The sequence below is a fragment of the Listeria immobilis genome, from assembly GCF_014322765.1.
Taxonomy (GTDB): domain Bacteria; phylum Bacillota; class Bacilli; order Lactobacillales; family Listeriaceae; genus Listeria; species Listeria immobilis.
Map to the genome: position 1 here is coordinate 68,435 of NZ_JAASTZ010000004.1, position 17,974 is coordinate 86,408.

Sequence of the window (17,974 nt, forward strand, 5' to 3'; positions counted from 1 at the left end):
AAAAAAGAAAGTGTGTTCGTGTTTTTATGTAAAAATAAAGCCAGATAGATATCTGACCTTATCGTCCTTCTATTTAGTCGCACAAATCAGTTGTAATTTTTCTGTCATTTCTTTAATTTCTTCTTCACTATGCAAGGTCGCGCCAGAAGCAAGCGGATGACCACCGCCACCATATTCTTTCGCTAGTTCGTTAATGACAGGTCCTTTTGAACGTAATCGTGCTCTAAAAACAGATCCCTCTTGAATATACATAATCCAGGCTTTAATACCCGCTACATTCTCAATAGAGGAAACAAGTGCTGAAGCGTCTCTCGGATTAACATCAAATTCAGCTAATAGTGTATCACTTAGATAAACTGTTGCTGCACCATTTTCGTCCATCACAAAGTTTTGTAAAATATAACCAGAAAGCTTTATTGTATTTTTGGGCAATTCATATAGTTGCCGGTAAAGCGCTGGACGATCAAATGGAAAAGTAACAAGACTCGCTGATAATCTTAACGTCTCCTCAGTCGTACTCGGATATAAAAATCTGCCTGTATCCCCAACAATTCCAGCATATAGTAGTCGAGCTGCTTTTTCATTTAATACGAGTTCTTCGGAAAAAGTTTCCCAAAAATCAACTATCATTTCACTACAAGAAGAAGCATTTGTGTTTACCCAAAGTATGTCCCCGTAAGCATCATCATTTGGGTGATGATCTATTTTTATTAATTTTTTTCCTAATTGAAAACGTTGATCTGAAACACGTTCTTGATTGGCAGTATCACATACAATAACAAGTGCCTCTTTGTAAGTATCATCGGAAATCTCTTCTACTTTGCCAAGAAATTGTAAAGAAGTTTCATCATTTCCTACTGAATAGACTTTTTTTTCAGGAAAACTTGCATGAATAATTTCCGCAAGTCCCATTTGCGAACCATAAGCATCTGGATCTGGTCTTACATGCCGATGCAAAATAATCGTTTCATATTGTTTTACTTCATGTAAAATCTCATTTTTCATTTTTTCGCCTCATTTTCTGTTTAACGTTCCATCATTTGACAAGCCACAATTGCTTTTCCGGTTAATATTCCTTCTAAATATAGTTCCACATCTAATTTTCCTGCTTTACGTCCCATTTCCAAAATACGTGGTTTAATCACCATTGTCGCATCCATTTGGACAGGTTTTAAGAAATACATGGTCACATTTTCGATTGCCACATTGCGTTTTTTCATTGAAAATAATTTCTGCTGAACAACTTCACATACAATCTGCGTGAAAACACCATATGATAATGTACCAAGAGAATTAGTCATTTGCGGACTCACTTTAAATTCATAATCTGCCTCCACATGTGTGTCAGCTTTTTCGGAAAGTTGATTCGTAATCGTGTCATCAATGGTCTCACCAACTTGTGGTTGTTTTTGAATCATTTGCATTGATTTTAGAATATCTTGTCTGCTCACAATCCCAATTAATGTTAAATCATCTTTTACTACTGGGATTACTTCAATACTTTCCCAAATCATCATGTGCGCAACGGAAGCAACACTCATTTTTGGTCCTACTGTTAGAGGATTTTTCGTCATTACTCGTTCTATTGAAATACTTGGATTTTTATCTAAAATATCTTTGCTTGTAACCATTCCGGTCAGCCTCATAGCTCGGTTTACAACTGGAAAACGGCTATGTCCGGTAGTATCTTCCATTTTATGCCAGTCTTCTACTTTATCTGCTGTGGATAAAAATGCAGTTGTTTCTAGTGGTGTTAAAATATCCTCCACAAAAACAACTTCCTTTTTGATTAACTGGTCATAAATTGCTCGATTAATCATGGTTGCGACAGTGAATGTATCATAAGAAGTAGACAAAATCGGTAGTTCTTTTTCATCTGCTAGTCGTTTTACTTCATCATCCGTGTCAAATCCACCTGTAATCAGTACTGCTGCCCCGCGTTTTAGAGCAAGTTCATGGGCGCTCACTCGATTTCCAACAATTAGTAAATTGCCAGCATCTGTGTAACGCTCCATTGCTTCTACAGTCATCGCGCCAATAACAAACTTGTTTAGTGATTTATAAAGTCCAGCACGTCCGCCAAGAACTTGTCCATCAATCATATTGACAATTTCTGCAAAAGTTAATTTTTCAATGCTGTCTTTTTGTTTTCGTTCTATTCGAAGGGTCCCCACTCGCTTAATAGTAGAAACAAAGCCGATTATTTCCGCGTCTTTGATTGCTCGATAAGCAGTTCCTTCACTAACAGATAAGTTTTTAGCAATTTTTCTTACAGATATTTTTTCTCCAACTGCAAGGTTTTCAATATATTTCAAAATCTGTTCATGTTTTGTGGCCACGACTCATTTCACCCATTTCTTTTGTTAGATTTCGATTTCTTCGCCAATTTCTAGTACTTTTCCAGTAATTTCTTTATCTAGCGATGCAACAAATTTATATGGATCTTGTTCAATTAGTGGAAATGTATTGTAGTGCATGGGAATAACCATTTTTGTTTGTAAGAATCGAGCCGCAATCGCAGCATCTTCAGGTCCCATTGTAAAATTATCACCAATTGGTAAAAAAGCTAGATCTAGCGGATTTAATTCCCCGATTAATTTCATATCAGAAAATAGACCTGTATCTCCTGCAAAATAAATATTCTTTCCCTCAATTGTAAATACGATACCAGTTGGAAAACCTACATTAATAATACGGCCGTCACGAACGGTTTGCGAGCCATGAAAAGCTTGTGTTAACTTCACTTGGCCAAAATCAAATTGTCTTTTTCCACCAATATGCATTGGAGAAATTTTTTCAAGTCCATCTTCCACTGCTAAAAATGCAGCCAAATCTGCGTTACAAATAACTTCTGATCCAGCGTTTTTCGCAATTTGAACTGTATCACCAACATGGTCATCATGTCCGTGTGACAGCACAATATAGTCTGGCATCTGCTCTTCTGCTTTTAAATCGCATTTTTCATTTCCAGAAATAAATGGATCGACTAAAATAGTTGTATTTCCAGTAATAATTTTAATACAAGACTGCCCGTGAAATGAAATCTTCATGAAAAAAACATCCTTTCCAATTAATATTAAGTGCGTATTGTTGTACCACTCTTATTATAAACTAATATATAACACCTCGTAAACTAGGAGGTGTTTATTAGCAAAATATTTCCTTTGCATGTTATTATTATATAGAAATCAATTGGAAAGAAGGTACACAAAAATGGAAAAAAATATCGATGTCCTACAAAATTGGTTAAAAGAGCAAGGTGCCGAAGTAGCATTTTTAACAGATCCTGAAAATATTGCTTACTTTTCTGGTTATCACAGTGAACCACATGAAAGAGTACTAGGACTAGCTGTATTTTCAGAAAGCGAACCATTTCTTTTCACTCCTGCTTTAGAAGTAGAAGATGTACGTGGAGGCGACTGGACTCATCCAGCATATGGTTATACTGATACAGAAAACCCGTTCGAAATCATCGCTAGTGAAATTAAAAAGCGAGTAGCAACTCCAAGTAAATTTGCAATAGAAAAAAACCATCTGAATGTTGATCGTTTTGAGCAATTAGCTGGTCTTTTCTCTACTAGTTCTTTTATTCCGATTGAACATAAAATAGCACAAATCCGCTTAATAAAAACAGAAACAGAATTACAAATATTAAAAGAAGCAGCTTTACTTGCTGACTTCGCTGTTCAAGTGGGCGTAGATGAAATTGCAGAAGGAAAAACAGAGGCAGAAATTGTTGCCAAGATTGAATACGAAATGAAGAAAAAAGGCGTAACAGCAATGTCTTTTGATACAATGGTTTTAACTGGTAAAAACGGTGCCCTTCCGCATGGTACACCAGGAGAAACAAAAATTAAAAAAGGAGATCTAGTCCTATTTGATTTAGGCGTAGTTCATAAAGGATATTGTTCAGATATTACTCGGACAGTTGCTTTTGGTGAAATTTCTGAAGAACAGCAAAAGATTTATAATACTGTTCTAGAGGCGCAAACAGCAGCAGTTGCTAAAGTAAAGGCAGGGATAAAAGCGAGTGAAATTGATTTAACTGCAAGAAACATTATCCGAGAAGCTGGTTATGGAGATTATTTCCCGCATCGTCTCGGTCATGGTCTCGGAGCAAGTGTCCATGAGTTCCCTTCTATTACAGAAACGAATGACATGCCGCTTCAAGAAAATATGGTGTTTACAATTGAACCAGGAATTTATGTACCAGGAGTTGCCGGTGTTCGTATTGAAGATGATTTAGTCGTAACAAAAGACGGCGTGAAAGTTCTAACGGAATTCCCAAAAACATTACAAATCATCCAATAAGATAAGCAATTAAAATCAATTAGTATAAAATAAAAAGCAGAAATCATTATATAACCATTTTTTAAGGATTCTCTATCTCTAGCGTTTGATTTATACTCTAGAAGGAGGCTTAAAATGGCATATACTAGGTTTCTGCTTTTTTGGTGTAAAAATACTTCTATTTTAATCTTGTTGTTAAATTAATTGTTTATTATCTGTATAAACTAGTCCAAGTGAGTCTGCCACAGCTTGATACGTAATATGCCCTTGATACGTATTTAATCCACGCAGTAAATATGGGTCTTTTTTCACAGCTGCTTCTAATCCATGATTTGCAAGTTTTAATCCAAAAGGTAATGTTGCGTTGGTAAGTGCTATAGTGGATGTTCTTGGTACTGCACCTGGCATATTAGCTACAGCGTAATGAAGAACGCCAAATTTTTCGTAGGTTGGATTATCATGTGTGGAAACATGGTCTGTTGTCTCAAAAATCCCTCCCTGATCAATGGCAATATCTACTAGAACAGCTCCCGGATTCATTTGTTTAATCACATGCTCTTTTACTAATTTTGGCGCTTTAGCCCCTGGAATAAGCACTGCTCCGATAACTAAATCTGCTTTTTTTACAGCTATTTCAATATTAAAATCATTCGACATTAAGGTTTGTACTTGAGTGCCAAAAATATCATCCAACTCACGTAATCGTTTTAAATTTAAATCTAAAATAGTTACATTTGCACCAAGTCCTATCGCAATTTTTGCAGCATTAGTACCTGCAATGCCACCACCAATAATAACGACTTCACTTTTTTCTACACCTGGAACCCCGCCGAGCAATACGCCCATTCCACCATTTGTTTTTTGCAAAAATTGTGCACCTATTTGAGCTGCCATCCTCCCAGCCACTTCACTCATCGGCGAAAGTAACGGCAGTGAGTGATCTGCTAATTCCACTGTTTCATAAGCAATGCTGTTAACTTTACTTTCGATTAAAGCTTTTGCCAAAGTTGGCTCGTTTGCTAAATGTAAGTATGTAAAAAGTACAAGTCCTTCTTTAAAATAGCCATATTCTGATGCAATTGGTTCTTTTACTTTTACGACCATATCCACATTCCAAGCTTCTTTAGCTGTTTCAACCATTTTTGCTCCCGCCTGCACAAAATCGGCATCTTGATAACTAGAACCTACACCCGCCCCTTTTTCTACGAGTACTGTGTGCCCTGCATTAACATAGGATAAAACACTCGCCGGAGTCATAGCCACTCTATTTTCATTATTTTTTATCTCTTTCGGTACGCCGACTAACATCTAAATCACGCTCCCTGAATAGGTATAATGAACCACATATTTTTTCTACACCATCATGCTAACACAATATACCTAAGTTGTAAAAAATTAACCAACTGAAATTCACACAAAATCAGCCTAATAAATGCAAAATAATTTTGAAGCCAATTTTTTTAGTAATTAATGGTTCTTTTACGAAAAAAGGGGTAAAGTATAGTTATAGAAGATACATATTTTGATTGGAGGAATTATTATGTTACAACAATACGAAAGAGTTTTAGTGGCAGTCGACGGTTCAAAAGAAGCAGAAAGTGCATTCCAAAAAGCAATTCAGGTAGCTAATCGTAATGATGCTGCACTGGGTCTTGTGCATGTTATTGATACTCGTGCTTTCTCGTCTGTGGCTAACTATGATACAAGCATGGCAGATAAAGCGACTGAATATGCAGATGAACTACTTAGCGGTTATAAAGAAGATGCCTTAAAAGCTGGTGTGACAAAAGTAGAAAGCTATATTGAATATGGTTCTCCAAAAACAGCTATTACAAAAGAAGCTGCAAAAGCATTCCAAGCAGATTTAATTATGTGTGGTGCTACAGGGCTAAATGCAGTAGAACGCTTATTGATTGGTAGTGTATCTGAATATATTATTCGCCACTCCCCTTGTGATGTTCTCGTTGTTCGGAATGACGAACCAGATTACAAAGATGAAAAATAAACATACATGCTTAAAACAGATACTTTCCTTTGAGAGTATCTGTTTTTACGCCAGAAAACGTATAAAATAAACACGAAAAAACAAGAATGTGTCAGTTATGTAGATTTTATTTAAATAATATTGTTTTTATAAAATTCCATGCTATATTTAAAACATCTTATATTTTGTTAAAGGAATGTAACCTTTTGGGCATAACCTGAAACAAATGCGCACTTTTTAAGTACGCGTTTGTTTCAGGTTTTTTTAGCTAAATTAATAATAAGGAGTGGGAAAATGAAAAAATGGATGTTGTTAGTATTTGTTAGCTGTTTACTTATAGTTCTTGCTGGATGTGGCTCCAATCAAAACGAAGAAGCAGAAAAAGACCATTTAAATTACAAAAAAGGAGTTACGGTAACTACTAAGTATGGAAAAGTAAAAGGTTATAAGGATAAAAATGAAAGCGTTTTAGTTTGGAAAGGTGTTCCCTATGCCAAAGCCCCTGTGAAAGAATTACGCTGGAAGAAACCAGAAAGTCCAGAAAAATATGATGGCACTTTAGATGCAACAAAAGATAAAGAAGTATTTATTCAAACTGCACAAGATGGTGTAACAGGAAGCGAAGAAAGTCTTCATATGAATATTTATCGCCCAGACACTTCAGAGAAAAAATTGCCTGTTATGGTTTATATTCATGGTGGAAATAATCAAGGCGGAAGTGCTACAGAAATTGGCGGAGAAGCTTTTGTAAAAGATTTAAATACGATTTTTATTTCTGTTGATTATCGTCTTGGTGCACTTGGTTTTAACCCTTTAAAAGCCTTAAATACTGGTGATAAACTAGAAGATTCAGGTAACTATGCTTTGCTTGATATGGCAAAGTCGCTTGATTGGGTAAAAGAAAACATTGAAGCTTTTGGTGGTGATCCAGATAATATTACTTTCTCTGGTTTTTCTGCGGGTGGTAGAGATGTAATGGCCTCACTCACCTCTCCTATTTTTAAAGATAAATACCAAAAAGCAATTGCCTTTAGTGGAGGTATGACTGTTGCCGATCCCGATGATAGCATCAAAGTTTTTGCCAAAGCAATTGCCCCACTCGTTGTAGAAGATGGTGTAAAAGCAACGGAAGAGGAAGCTTATACTTGGTTACAAGAAAATAATAAGGAAGTTTCTGATTACTTATATGGAGTTTCTGCTGAACGATTAAGTAAACTCATGGGAAATGCTTCCATTCGAATGAGCGCTTTTCCCCACTTGTACACCGATGGAGCAGTGATTCCAAAAAATGGCTTTGATACAAAAAATTATAATAATGTGCCTTTAATTATGCTCTCAGGTACAAGCGAGTTTTCCTTTTTTGCTATGGGAGATCCTTATTTTGCAGAAAGTTTTGCAAGTGGAGCCATTCCTAAAAACAAGGAAAAACTAGCTGAATTCCAGTTCGCTAAGCAATATGGCAGTGATTTTTATACCCTATTTAATACTGAATTATCTGCTAAAAAAATGGAACAACATTACGATGCGCCCATTTACAATACAAAAATGCCATTTGGAACCAATTTAAAAACGACTACAGATATGAGTCTAGTTGGTGCATATCATGGTGTATTTATCCCCTTCTTAGATAGTAACAACCAGACGTATCTCTCTACAATTACAGAGTCTTATCAATTGCCAGGAGCAGAAGAGTTACAAGAAAAATTCCGCGCTTATCTTAAAAATTTCTTGCATGATGGGGATCCAAATGGAGATAATTTAACGAAATGGACAACGTGGAGCGCTGACAATCCAAGTAATCTAATTTTAGATGCTGATGATAACCAAGCTCAAATTAAAATGGAAAAAGAAACCGATACAAATCAAGCTATTATTGATCGTATCGAAGCAGATACAAGTATTTCTGAAACAGCAAAAAACCAAATCGTTCATCAAGTATTAAACAGCCGATGGTTTAGCGATGATTTAGATGCTTACTACTCAAACCCTAGTTTATGGCCTAACTAAGTTATCAAAAAAACAGAACGCCCCTTCTTTTGAAGAAAGGCGTTCTGTTTTTTATAAAGCTAAAAATTACTATTTAGCGATTATTTTTAATTGTTTCTACATCACGAGCAATCATTAATTCTTCGTTTGTTGGAATAATGATAACTTTTACTGGGGAGTGCGGATAGTTAAGAAATCTTTCTTCACCGCGGACTTGGTTAAGTGCAGGATCCCAGTATACGCCCATAAATTCTAAACCACGTAATACTTTTTCACGGATGAAAGAACTATTTTCACCTATACCAGCTGTGAAAATAATTGCATCTACACCGTTCATGCGAGCTGCATAAGATCCAATATATTTATGAATACGATCAACGAATACTTGTAGTGCAAGCTCTGCACGATCATTTCCTTTAGCTGCTTCATCTTCTAAATCACGAAGATCACTAGAAATTCCTGATACACCAAGCATGCCAGATTCTTTATTTAAGACATCTAATACTTGTTCTGCTGTTTTACCTGTTTTTTCCATGATAAACGGAATAAGCGCTGGGTCAATGTTACCAGAACGAGTTCCCATTGAAACACCGGCAAGTGGTGTGAATCCCATGGAAGTATCCATTGATTTTCCACCTTCAACTGCGGCAATACTTGCTCCATTACCAAGGTGACAAGTTAATAGACGTAATTCTTCTACAGGGCGTCCTAGAAGTTCTGCAGCACGTTCGGATACATATTTATGGCTTGTTCCGTGGAAACCATATTTACGGATGCCATAATCTTCATAGTAGCTAAATGGTAAACTATATAAATAACTTGCTGGTGGCATAGTTTGGTGGAAAGCAGTATCGAAAACAGCAACTGATACAACATCCGGCAAAATTTTACGGAAAGCTTTAATTCCTGTAACGTTAGCTGGGTTGTGAAGTGGTGCAAGTTCAGACAACGCTTCAATATCTTTAATTACTTCATCGTCAATATAAACGGACTCAGGGAATCTTTCCCCACCGTGAACAACTCGATGACCAATACCTGTAATTTCGTCATAAGAACCGATTACTTTATGGTTAATTAATTTTTCAAGTAACATTTGTACTGCGACTTCGTGGTCAGGAATATCCACCACTTCTTTAATTTTTTCTCCATCTACAGTAATAGTAAAAATAGAATCCTTTAAGCCAATTCTTTCTACAATACCTGCTGTAATAACTCGTTCAGATGGCATATCGTATAATTGGAATTTCAAAGATGAACTTCCGGCGTTAATTGCAATTGTTTTTTCCATTTTATTTTTGTCCATTCCTTCCATTATTGTTTCCTTTGAACCAATTCTCGATTTCCGCTAAAATCGGCGCAGTAACGCTTGGATCTGTGAGCGATGAGAGATTAGCCAGTAAAACTTCTTTTGGCGGCTTTACATTTTCTGCCGCTTTTCGTAAAATCAAGATGCTTTTTCGTGCTTGTTCAGACTTAAACAGTGTTTCGGGTAATTTAATAATCCCCTCGATATGACCGTTTTTCTTGATAAACTTGTCCACCTTAGCAAAGTCACTAGTCCCAAACATTGCGTCAGGTACCAAAAAGAATAAATATCCTCCTGGTTTTGTGTAGCGCATTCCTTGTTCAATGAAAAGGAAATGTGCAAATGAATGTCCTTCTTCACGGCTAAGTTCAAATGATTTCGCATTTTCATCATCCGGATAATAGCCAACAGGTAAATCACTTAATACAACATCAACTGGGTCCACTAATAAATTAGCTAATCCATCTTGATGCAGCAACGTCATTTTTTGTCGCTGTAAATCCGCCCCAACAAGTGCAAGCGAAATAAGCAAATCGTCTACATCTACACCAGTTGCATGAATCTCTATTGCTTCTTTTAGTTCCAGCTGATTTATTACTGTCGTTAAAAGATTAGCTGTCCCACATGCAGGATCCAAAATCGAAATATTTTTCTTTTTTTGAATCACTTTTTCAAGTAAATATGCCACAATAAAACCAATGGAGTCTGGTGTCATTTGGTGATTCACTTGAATACCATGTTTCATGCCTTTAAGTAGTGCCAGTTGGAGACCTTTGCGAATCTCTTCATTGGAAAAATTATCGAGCTCCAAGCTTTCATAGGACTCTTCTAATTTCGCTTGTTTTTCAGAAGACAGCTCTTCTTTTTGTAAAACTTCTTTTTGAAACAGATTTTCGCCTGTTTCATAGACCGCTTCCAAATAGCTTATTTCAAGCTCATTTTGCAAGATAATAGCTGTATTATCAAGCGCTTGAAATAATTCTTGCGTTGCTTCATTTGCCAAAAGTAACACCTCGAATTTTTATCATTACTAACACCACCAAATATTATACAGTATTTAGAGAGAATGTGAAAGGATTTTCTAGCGTAAAATAAGAATTGTTTATTCTAAATATATAAAATTAATTAGTACAGTTTATTTCTAACAATAATACAGAAAAAGCCTCCCTATAAAAGGAAGACTTTTCTATATTATGCTTTTTTAGCAGCTTCAATTGCCGCTTCATAATTTGGGTGTTCACTACCTTCTGGAACCACTTCTGTATAAACTATTTCACCTGTTGCATTTACAACAAACACAGAACGAGCAAGTAAGCGAAGTTCTTTCATAATTACACCATATGCTTCCCCGAAAGAAAGATCTCGGTGATCTGATAATGTAATTGCATTTGGTAACCCTTCTGCTGCACACCATTTTTTTTGCGCAAATGGTAAATCAACCGAAATTGTCAAAACAACGGTATTATCTAAGTTGCTTGCTTCTTCATTAAATTTGCGTGTTTGTGTTGAACAAACACTTGTATCTATCGAAGGAACAACACTGATAAGTCTAACTTTCCCGTCATAATCGTGCAAAGTTACTTCTTCTAAATCTCTATTTACTACTGTGAAGTTTGGCGCTTTATCGCCAACTTTTCGTTCTGTACCTATTAAGGTAACTGGATTATGTTTAAATGTTACTTGAGTCATTTTTCTTCCTCCTTTAATTTGAAGCTTCTATTTCATTTTAAAGAAGATAATCATTATAAGCTATTTTTTTGCTCCATTTGACCATTTATCATCTAATTCTAAGTAGCCATTGTGTACAACTGAAGTAGACTCAAGAAAGTCAGCAATCCCTTGTTTATTTGGCGTAAAGGCACAAACTAAATATAGCGGCCAAATAGTTTTTAATACAAATCGCATTGCTCCTTCACGAAATAAAACGGTTAACCAAGATAATTTTTCCCCATCGAGTTTAATCACTCGAAGACCAAATAGCATCTTGCCAAGTGTCTGTCCAAAAAACTTAGTTAATAGAACAAAATATGCTAAAAATAAAAGTGTGATGCCAATCCAGTAAATAGAAAAAAAGCTTTTATCCATGGTGATACCTGCGACACGGAAAATCGGATTAACTAGAATGCCAGTAATCGCCAGGATTGCAACTAAATCTACTAGGTAAGCTAAAAATCGAATCCAAAAACCGGCAAAATATTGCTTTGGTATAGAGTTTTCTGGAAGTATTTTAGGCTGATAATGATAGACTTGACGTTTATTTTGAAAAGGGATATTTTCTTCCGTCATTGATACTTCTCCTCCCCTGTTATTCTCCATATAAATACATCATCCTTGGTGCTTGTAGCGTACCAGTTAGTTTAATTAGTTGCGTAATATCCGCATTTTGGCCTGTTATTTTTTGCGTGGCAACAGAGAAGAATGAATTAAAACCGGTTGGAGCATCATATTGAATAACAGATGCATTCGATAATTTTTGCTCTTTTTTAAGTGCGGCTAAGGCATCTTCTTGGTAGCCAAATTCATCAATTAAACCATTTTCTTTCGCTTGACGACCATCATAAATCCGTCCATCCGCAATTTTACGAACTTGTTCTTCGCTCATACCACGACCACTTGCAACCACATGGACAAATTCATTATACGAATCATCAATCATGGACTGCATAATTTTTTTCTCTTCGTCCGTCATTGGTCTTGTCGGGCTCATAATATCTTTATGGGTACCACTTTTAATTGTATTGTCGGAAATCCCTAGTTTTTTCATTAATTCACTATAGTCATATCCTTGCATAATAACACCCAGAGAGCCAGTAAGCGTTTCTTTACTAGCAAAAATTTTGTCAGCTGGTGCGGAGATATAGTACCCGCCTGATGCTGCCATACTACCCATTGAAACATAAATTGGAATGGAACGTTCTTTTTTAATTTGTAAAATTTTATCGCGAATTTGTGCAGATTCCATTACACCTCCACCTGGTGAATTCACATAAAGCAGTACACCTCTAATCGAATCATCGTCACGAACTTGTTCTAATTGATCCATAAAGAAGGAATGATTATATCCTGTTTCTCCAAATAAAGAGCTGCTCTCTCCTGTATCTTGAATTGTTCCATCTACAGATAAGACTGCTATTCTGCTTGGCCCTGCGTCTTCTATAACGGTTTCAGTTAATTCATTTGTCCCTGCAAATAAAGTATCCATTACCGCCATTTCTTCCTCTTCTTCGTTTGCTAGTTGAGTTGATGTAACTTTCGCTAAAGCACTTACGATTAAAAGTGCCAAAACGATTCCCAGTGCAATCCATCTTTTAGCATTCATTAATTTCTCCCCTTTTTTCCTTTAAGATACTGTAATAATACCAGTATCGGTAATTTTGTACAAATATCTTTCATAATTGTGTCCCATTTCACTTTTTTCAGGATGAAGAAAGAAATTGCCTCTAAGTCATGTTATAATAAGTTTGTTGATTTAAAATTGTATTCTGGAGGGACAACTAACATGGCAAAAACTATTTTTTATTTTTCCTATCGAAAAACAGAAGAACTACATGCAAAAGCAAAAGAATTAAAGAAAATTACAACGGACTACGGTTATGAACTAACTGATGACTATCAAAAAGCAAATGTAATTATTAGTATTGGTGGAGACGGTGCATTTCTTAAATCAGTCAGAGAAACTGGCTTCCGTCAAGACTGTCTATATGCTGGAATTGCATTAACTGAGCAATTAGGACAATACTGTGATTTCCATATTAATCAATTAGATGAGATTATTAAAGCAGCCATTGAAGATCGCTGGTTGGTTCGTCGTTACCCAACAATTTACGGTACGGTTAATAATACCAAAGCATTTTATGTATTAAATGAATTTAACATTCGTTCTTCCATCATCCGAACACTTACGATGGACCTATATATTAATGACTCACACTTTGAAACTTTCCGCGGTGATGGTATGGTTATTTCCACACCAACAGGAAGTACAGCTTATAATAAATCAGTAAACGGTTCGATTGTGGATCCATTACTTCCATCTATGCAAGTGAGTGAGCTTGCTTCTATTAATAATAACAAATTCCGGACGCTAGGGTCTTCGTTCATACTTAGCCCAAAACGCAAACTGCGAATTGAAATCTCTTCAGAAGAAGGAAACAATGAATTTCCGATGATTGGCATGGATAGTGAAGCACTTAGTATCCAACATGTCCATGAAGTAAATTTAGAAGTTGGCGATCGTTTCATTAACATAATTAAATTGCCTAAAAACTCTTTCTGGGACAAAGTAAAACGTAATTTCCTATAAAAAATAACAGTCTGGCCAAGCTCGGCCGGACTGTTATTTTTTTGTTTCTAAAATGGCGGCAAGTAATGCTTTTTGTGCATGCAATCGATTCCCTGCTTGCTGATAAATAACCGAATGCTCACCGTCGATAATTTCCGTTGTCACTTCTTCTTCCCTATGTGCTGGTAAACAATGTAAAAAATGATAATCTGATTTCGCATATTTTGTTAACGCTGCATTCACTTGATATTTTTCTCCAAAGTCTGCAAATCTTTTCGCATTCTCCTCTTCTTGCCCCATACTCGTCCAAACATCAGTATAAATGAAATCAGCATCCATTACTGCAAGTTTTGGGTCTTCAGTAATAAAGAGTTTACTTCCTGTTTCTGCTGCTAATTTTTGTGCAGTTAACAGAATTGCTTCATCTACTTCATATCCTTTTGGCATCGCGAGGCTAATATCTAAGCCAACCATCGCACCAGCTAAAAGTAAGGAATGGCAAACATTATTTCCATCTCCAATATAAGCTAACTTCACTCCATTAAATTGATCTTTCCATTCATAAATCGTCATTAAATCTGCAAGCGCTTGGCAAGGATGATGTAAATCTGTTAACCCATTGATAATCGGAATTTCTGCATGCAGTGCGAGTTCTTCTACTTTCTGATGGCTAAAAGTTCGAATCATAATAGCATCAATATATTCTGACATTACGTGAGCTGTATCTTTGATTGGTTCCCCGCGACCAATTTGTAATTCTTTTGAGCTCATAACAATTGCCTGTCCTCCAAGCTGTAAAATTCCTGCTTCAAATGAAACCCTCGTTCTAGTGGATGGCTTATCAAAAATCATTCCTAAAATTTTTCCACTTAAAATATGACTGTATTGAGCTGGATTCGTTTTCATTGAAACGGCAAGCTCCATCAAATCTATTAATTCAGCTTTGTTCCATTCTAGCAAACTCAACATATCTTTCCCAAAAGAGTTCGTTTTTGTATCTGTTGTCATCCCATTTCACTCCCAATCAATTGATTTTCTAATACTGTTTTAAGTATGTCTGCTGCCTCATTCATTTCCGCGTAACTTACTGTTAAAGGTGGTAAAATACGAAGAACATTAGGACCAGCTGTTAGTATGAGCAAGCCCTGTTTCATTAAATCACTTACTAGCAAATCTGCGCGACAACCCACTTCTATTCCAATAAGAAAACCTTCTCCACGAATGCTCGTTACGTTTGGCAAATGAGCGCACTTTGTTTCTAATATATCTCTGAAATAATCCGCTTTTGCTTGTACTTCTTCTAAAAAAGCTGGTTGCTTTATCGTTTCTAAAACTTCTTTTGCAGCGGCAAGTGCAATTTTATTTCCCCCAAAAGTTGAACCATGACTTCCAGGTCCAAAAGCGCTACTAAGTTCTGATTTTCCAACCATCGCTCCAATTGGCAAACCATTACCTAATCCCTTTGCTAAAGTAAAAATATCTGGATCTAAACCAATATGTTGATAACTATAAATGGAGCCGGTTCGCCCAAGTCCAGTTTGTACTTCATCAATAATTAATAATGCACCAGCTTTTCTACATAGTTGTTGAACCTCAAGCAACCATGCTGCATTCGCAGGAATAACGCCTCCTTCGCCTTGAATTATTTCCAGCATCACTGCCGCTGTATTTTCATCAATAGCTGTTCGAAAAGCTGCTATATCATTAAAAGGAACATAGGTAAAACCAGGCACAAGACCGCCGAATCCTTGGTGAATTTTTGCTTGAGCTGTAGCGGACATCGAGCCAAATGTTCGACCATGAAAAGATTTTTCGAAGGTGATAATTTTCTCTTTCCCAGTGTGTTTTCTTGCTAATTTTAACGCTGCTTCATTTGCTTCTGTTCCGCTATTGCAAAAAAATACTAATCTATCTTCCGCGCCAACAATCAGTTCGGCAACATGATCTTGCAAAGCCGATTCATATAAATTGGATGTATGCCAAATGCGGCTTAATTGGTTTTGGATTGCATTAGTGATATTTTCCGGGCAGTGGCCCAAGTTGCAGACTGCTATTCCGCTTGTGAAATCAAGATATTCTTGACCCGTTTCAGCTGTTACAACGGTCCCTTTTCCTTGGACTAAATCAATTGGAATTCTAGTATATGTTGGAAAGACATGTTTCATTATATCGCCACCTTACTTGTTATTTTAGTGCCTACTGATAAAAGAGAATCAGTAATAATTACTTGTTTAACCCCATTTTCTACGGCAAAAGCAGCACTTGCTAATTTTGGAATCATACCACCCTTTATAATACCGGTTGTTTGTAGTTGTTCCATGTCTGAACTAGTTATCTCCGTAAGTATTTCAGATTCATTTCTTACTCCTGGAACATCTGTTAAAAGATAAAGAGCCTCTGCCTTTAACGAACTTGCAACCTCACAAGCTACCGAATCTGCATTTACATTTAACCAGTTGTATTCTTTAGTTACCCCAAGTGGCGCAATAACTGTAATCATATTTTCCCCAAGTAGCTGCTCTATTAAAGTTATTTTCACTTTGGTTATTTCACCAACAAAGCCAAGTTCGCAATCACTTACTTGGACAGCTTCGAGCAAACCAGTATCTCCAGCATTTAAACCAATTACAGCCATCCCTCGTTTTTGAAAAGCTGTTGTAATTGCTGGCTGGACCTGACCAATTAATACCATTTTGGTTACGTCTAAAGTGGCTTGATTGGTAATACGCAATCCGTTTTTTGTCTCTACAGGAATGTCCATTGCTTGCATCATTTTCGATACATAATGACCGCCACCATGAACAATAACTATTTTCTTTCCATCAGCTTGCCAATGAGCGATTTGTTCAAAGAAAGCTTCTGTCAAATTATCACTTGCTACCCCACCCAATTTGATTACAATCGTATTTTCCATCTTTTTTCACTCCTTACGTCCGGTAACAAGCATTGATTTTAACATAGTCATAACTCAAATCGCAGCCCCATGCAGTTCCTGATTCAAGACCGATATGCAAGTCCACTTCGATAACGATATGTTCTTCTTCTAAATAATCATCTAATGCTTGTTGATTAAAAATTGTTTGGTTGCTATGATTTAAAATTTCAATACCACCGATTTTAATCGTAATATTATCTGGGGCAAATCGACCACCAGAATAGCCAATCGCACAAATGATCCTTCCCCAATTACCATCACCACCAAATGCAGCTGTTTTAACAAGACTAGAGGATACTATTTTTTTAGCGATCATTCGTGCATCTTCTGTTTTTGTTGCTCCATTTACTCGTACTTCAATCAGTTTGGTTGCTCCTTCACCGTCACGAGCAATACTTTTGGCTAAATGTTCTGTCACCGCTTGAAACATTGCTGCGAATTTTTCAAAGTCAGCCGTTCCTTCTTGGAGTAATGGATTTTCTGCACAACCATTTGCCATTACAACGACCATATCATTGGTTGAAGTATCGCCATCTACTGTTATTTGATTGAATGTTTTGTCTACTTTTACTTTTAATAATTTTTGCAATAATGGAGCTGGAATCGCTGCATCGGTTGTTATAAAAGCAAGCATCGTCGCCATATTTGGATGAATCATTCCTGAACCTTTTGCAACACCTGACATTGTCACTGTTTTTCCACTTAGTTCTGTTTGAAAGGTAATTTGTTTTTGAAATGTGTCTGTTGTCAAAATAGCTTCTTCAAAATCAGCCGCATTTCCAGCCTGTTTTTCAAGCATATCAATACCAGCAATAATTTTATCCATCGGCAATAGTTCTCCTATAATTCCTGTAGAAGCCACTGCCACTAACTCGGCTGGAACCTGTAAATTTTCAGCAGTTTTAGCACGCATTGTGAGCGCATCAAGCATTCCTTGATTTCCATTACAGGCATTTGCATTACCACTATTTACAATAATTGCTTGTAATTTAGCACTACTGGCAAAAGAATCTTTTGTTACAAAAATCGGCGCGGCTTGCATTTGATTCATTGTATAGACAGCTGCCGATTCTGCTGGTTTTTCTGAATAAATCCAACCTATATCATTTCTCTTCCTTTTTAATCCAGCATGTTTTCCATCTGCGTAAAAACCAATTGGTGAGGCTATATTGCCTTTTATTTGTTTCATCA

17 protein-coding genes are annotated in these 17,974 nt (G+C 36.4%); 4 read left to right on the forward strand and 13 right to left on the reverse strand.

The annotated features are described in order from the left end of the window. Positions 1–69 precede the first annotated feature (69 nt). The 3 genes from HCJ50_RS03735 to HCJ50_RS03745 are packed head-to-tail and all read right to left on the reverse strand — an operon-like array spanning position 70 to position 3,050. The gene (locus HCJ50_RS03735; protein WP_185347366.1) at positions 70–1,005 is read right to left on the reverse strand and encodes a DHH family phosphoesterase; all 936 of its coding nucleotides are present in this window, start codon (positions 1,003–1,005) and stop codon (positions 70–72) included. Positions 1,006–1,025: 20 nt separating this feature from the next. Continuing rightward, positions 1,026–2,339 carry a CBS-HotDog domain-containing transcription factor YtoI gene (ytoI, locus tag HCJ50_RS03740; protein ID WP_185347364.1) on the reverse strand — a complete coding sequence of 438 codons (1,314 nt, stop codon included), beginning with the start codon at positions 2,337–2,339 and terminating at the stop codon, positions 1,026–1,028. Positions 2,340–2,363: 24 nt separating this feature from the next. Beyond that, a complete protein-coding gene (locus HCJ50_RS03745; protein WP_185347356.1) occupies positions 2,364–3,050 on the reverse strand; it encodes a metal-dependent hydrolase in 687 nt (228 codons plus the stop codon). A gap of 163 nt (positions 3,051–3,213) precedes the next feature. Between HCJ50_RS03745 and HCJ50_RS03750 the strand changes: the two genes are divergently transcribed. Beyond that, entirely contained in the window at positions 3,214–4,311 is a 1,098-nt protein-coding gene (locus tag HCJ50_RS03750; RefSeq protein ID WP_185347354.1) for a M24 family metallopeptidase, read from the forward strand. Positions 4,312–4,485: 174 nt separating this feature from the next. Here the strand turns inward: HCJ50_RS03750 and ald are convergent, their stop codons facing one another. Continuing rightward, on the reverse strand, positions 4,486–5,598 hold the full coding sequence (gene ald, locus HCJ50_RS03755) for an alanine dehydrogenase (protein WP_185347352.1): 1,113 nt from the start codon (positions 5,596–5,598) through the stop codon (positions 4,486–4,488). Between the two features lie 232 nt (positions 5,599–5,830). Here ald and HCJ50_RS03760 point away from each other — a divergent pair, with 232 nt between their 5' ends. Beyond that, positions 5,831–6,295 carry a universal stress protein gene (locus HCJ50_RS03760; RefSeq protein ID WP_185347350.1) on the forward strand — a complete coding sequence of 155 codons (465 nt, stop codon included), beginning with the start codon at positions 5,831–5,833 and terminating at the stop codon, positions 6,293–6,295. 273 nt (positions 6,296–6,568) lie between these two features. Further along, positions 6,569–8,281 (forward strand): carboxylesterase family protein, encoded by a 1,713-nt coding sequence (locus HCJ50_RS03765; protein WP_185347348.1) that lies wholly within the window; start codon positions 6,569–6,571, stop codon positions 8,279–8,281. A 73-nt stretch (positions 8,282–8,354) separates the two neighbouring features. Here HCJ50_RS03765 and HCJ50_RS03770 read toward each other — a convergent pair whose 3' ends face one another. From HCJ50_RS03770 to sppA, 5 genes are all read right to left on the reverse strand, one after another. Then, complete coding sequence (locus HCJ50_RS03770) at positions 8,355–9,548, reverse strand: acetate kinase (RefSeq protein ID WP_185347346.1); 1,194 nt, start codon at positions 9,546–9,548, stop codon at positions 8,355–8,357. Between the two features lies 1 nt (position 9,549). Continuing rightward, positions 9,550–10,569 (reverse strand): class I SAM-dependent methyltransferase, encoded by a 1,020-nt coding sequence (locus tag HCJ50_RS03775; protein ID WP_185347344.1) that lies wholly within the window; start codon positions 10,567–10,569, stop codon positions 9,550–9,552. Positions 10,570–10,757: 188 nt separating this feature from the next. Next, positions 10,758–11,255: a thiol peroxidase gene (gene tpx / locus HCJ50_RS03780; RefSeq protein ID WP_185347343.1), complete on the reverse strand. Its 498-nt coding sequence runs from the start codon at positions 11,253–11,255 to the stop codon at positions 10,758–10,760. A gap of 60 nt (positions 11,256–11,315) precedes the next feature. Then, the gene (locus HCJ50_RS03785; protein ID WP_185347340.1) at positions 11,316–11,852 is read right to left on the reverse strand and encodes an RDD family protein; all 537 of its coding nucleotides are present in this window, start codon (positions 11,850–11,852) and stop codon (positions 11,316–11,318) included. A gap of 19 nt (positions 11,853–11,871) precedes the next feature. Then, positions 11,872–12,885: a signal peptide peptidase SppA gene (sppA, locus tag HCJ50_RS03790; protein WP_185347339.1), complete on the reverse strand. Its 1,014-nt coding sequence runs from the start codon at positions 12,883–12,885 to the stop codon at positions 11,872–11,874. Positions 12,886–13,065: 180 nt separating this feature from the next. Between sppA and HCJ50_RS03795 the strand changes: the two genes are divergently transcribed. After that, positions 13,066–13,869 carry an NAD kinase gene (locus HCJ50_RS03795; RefSeq protein WP_008947953.1) on the forward strand — a complete coding sequence of 268 codons (804 nt, stop codon included), beginning with the start codon at positions 13,066–13,068 and terminating at the stop codon, positions 13,867–13,869. A gap of 33 nt (positions 13,870–13,902) precedes the next feature. On the opposite strand, the gene argF is transcribed toward HCJ50_RS03795, so the two are convergent. From argF to argJ, 4 genes are read right to left on the reverse strand one after another with little or no spacing between them, the layout of a single operon-like run. Continuing rightward, a complete protein-coding gene (argF, locus tag HCJ50_RS03800; protein ID WP_185347337.1) occupies positions 13,903–14,856 on the reverse strand; it encodes an ornithine carbamoyltransferase in 954 nt (317 codons plus the stop codon). Continuing rightward, complete coding sequence (locus HCJ50_RS03805; RefSeq protein WP_185347335.1) at positions 14,853–16,013, reverse strand: acetylornithine transaminase; 1,161 nt, start codon at positions 16,011–16,013, stop codon at positions 14,853–14,855. Before HCJ50_RS03805 ends, argF begins: the two co-directional genes overlap by 4 nt. Then, positions 16,013–16,762, reverse strand: coding sequence for an acetylglutamate kinase (argB, locus tag HCJ50_RS03810; RefSeq protein WP_185347333.1), 750 nt, complete (start codon positions 16,760–16,762; stop codon positions 16,013–16,015). The genes HCJ50_RS03805 and argB overlap by 1 nt, the downstream gene beginning before the upstream one ends. 13 nt (positions 16,763–16,775) lie before the next feature. Beyond that, positions 16,776–17,972, reverse strand: a complete 1,197-nt coding sequence (gene argJ / locus HCJ50_RS03815) for a bifunctional glutamate N-acetyltransferase/amino-acid acetyltransferase ArgJ (RefSeq protein ID WP_185347487.1) — start codon at positions 17,970–17,972, stop codon at positions 16,776–16,778. Positions 17,973–17,974 lie beyond the last annotated feature (2 nt).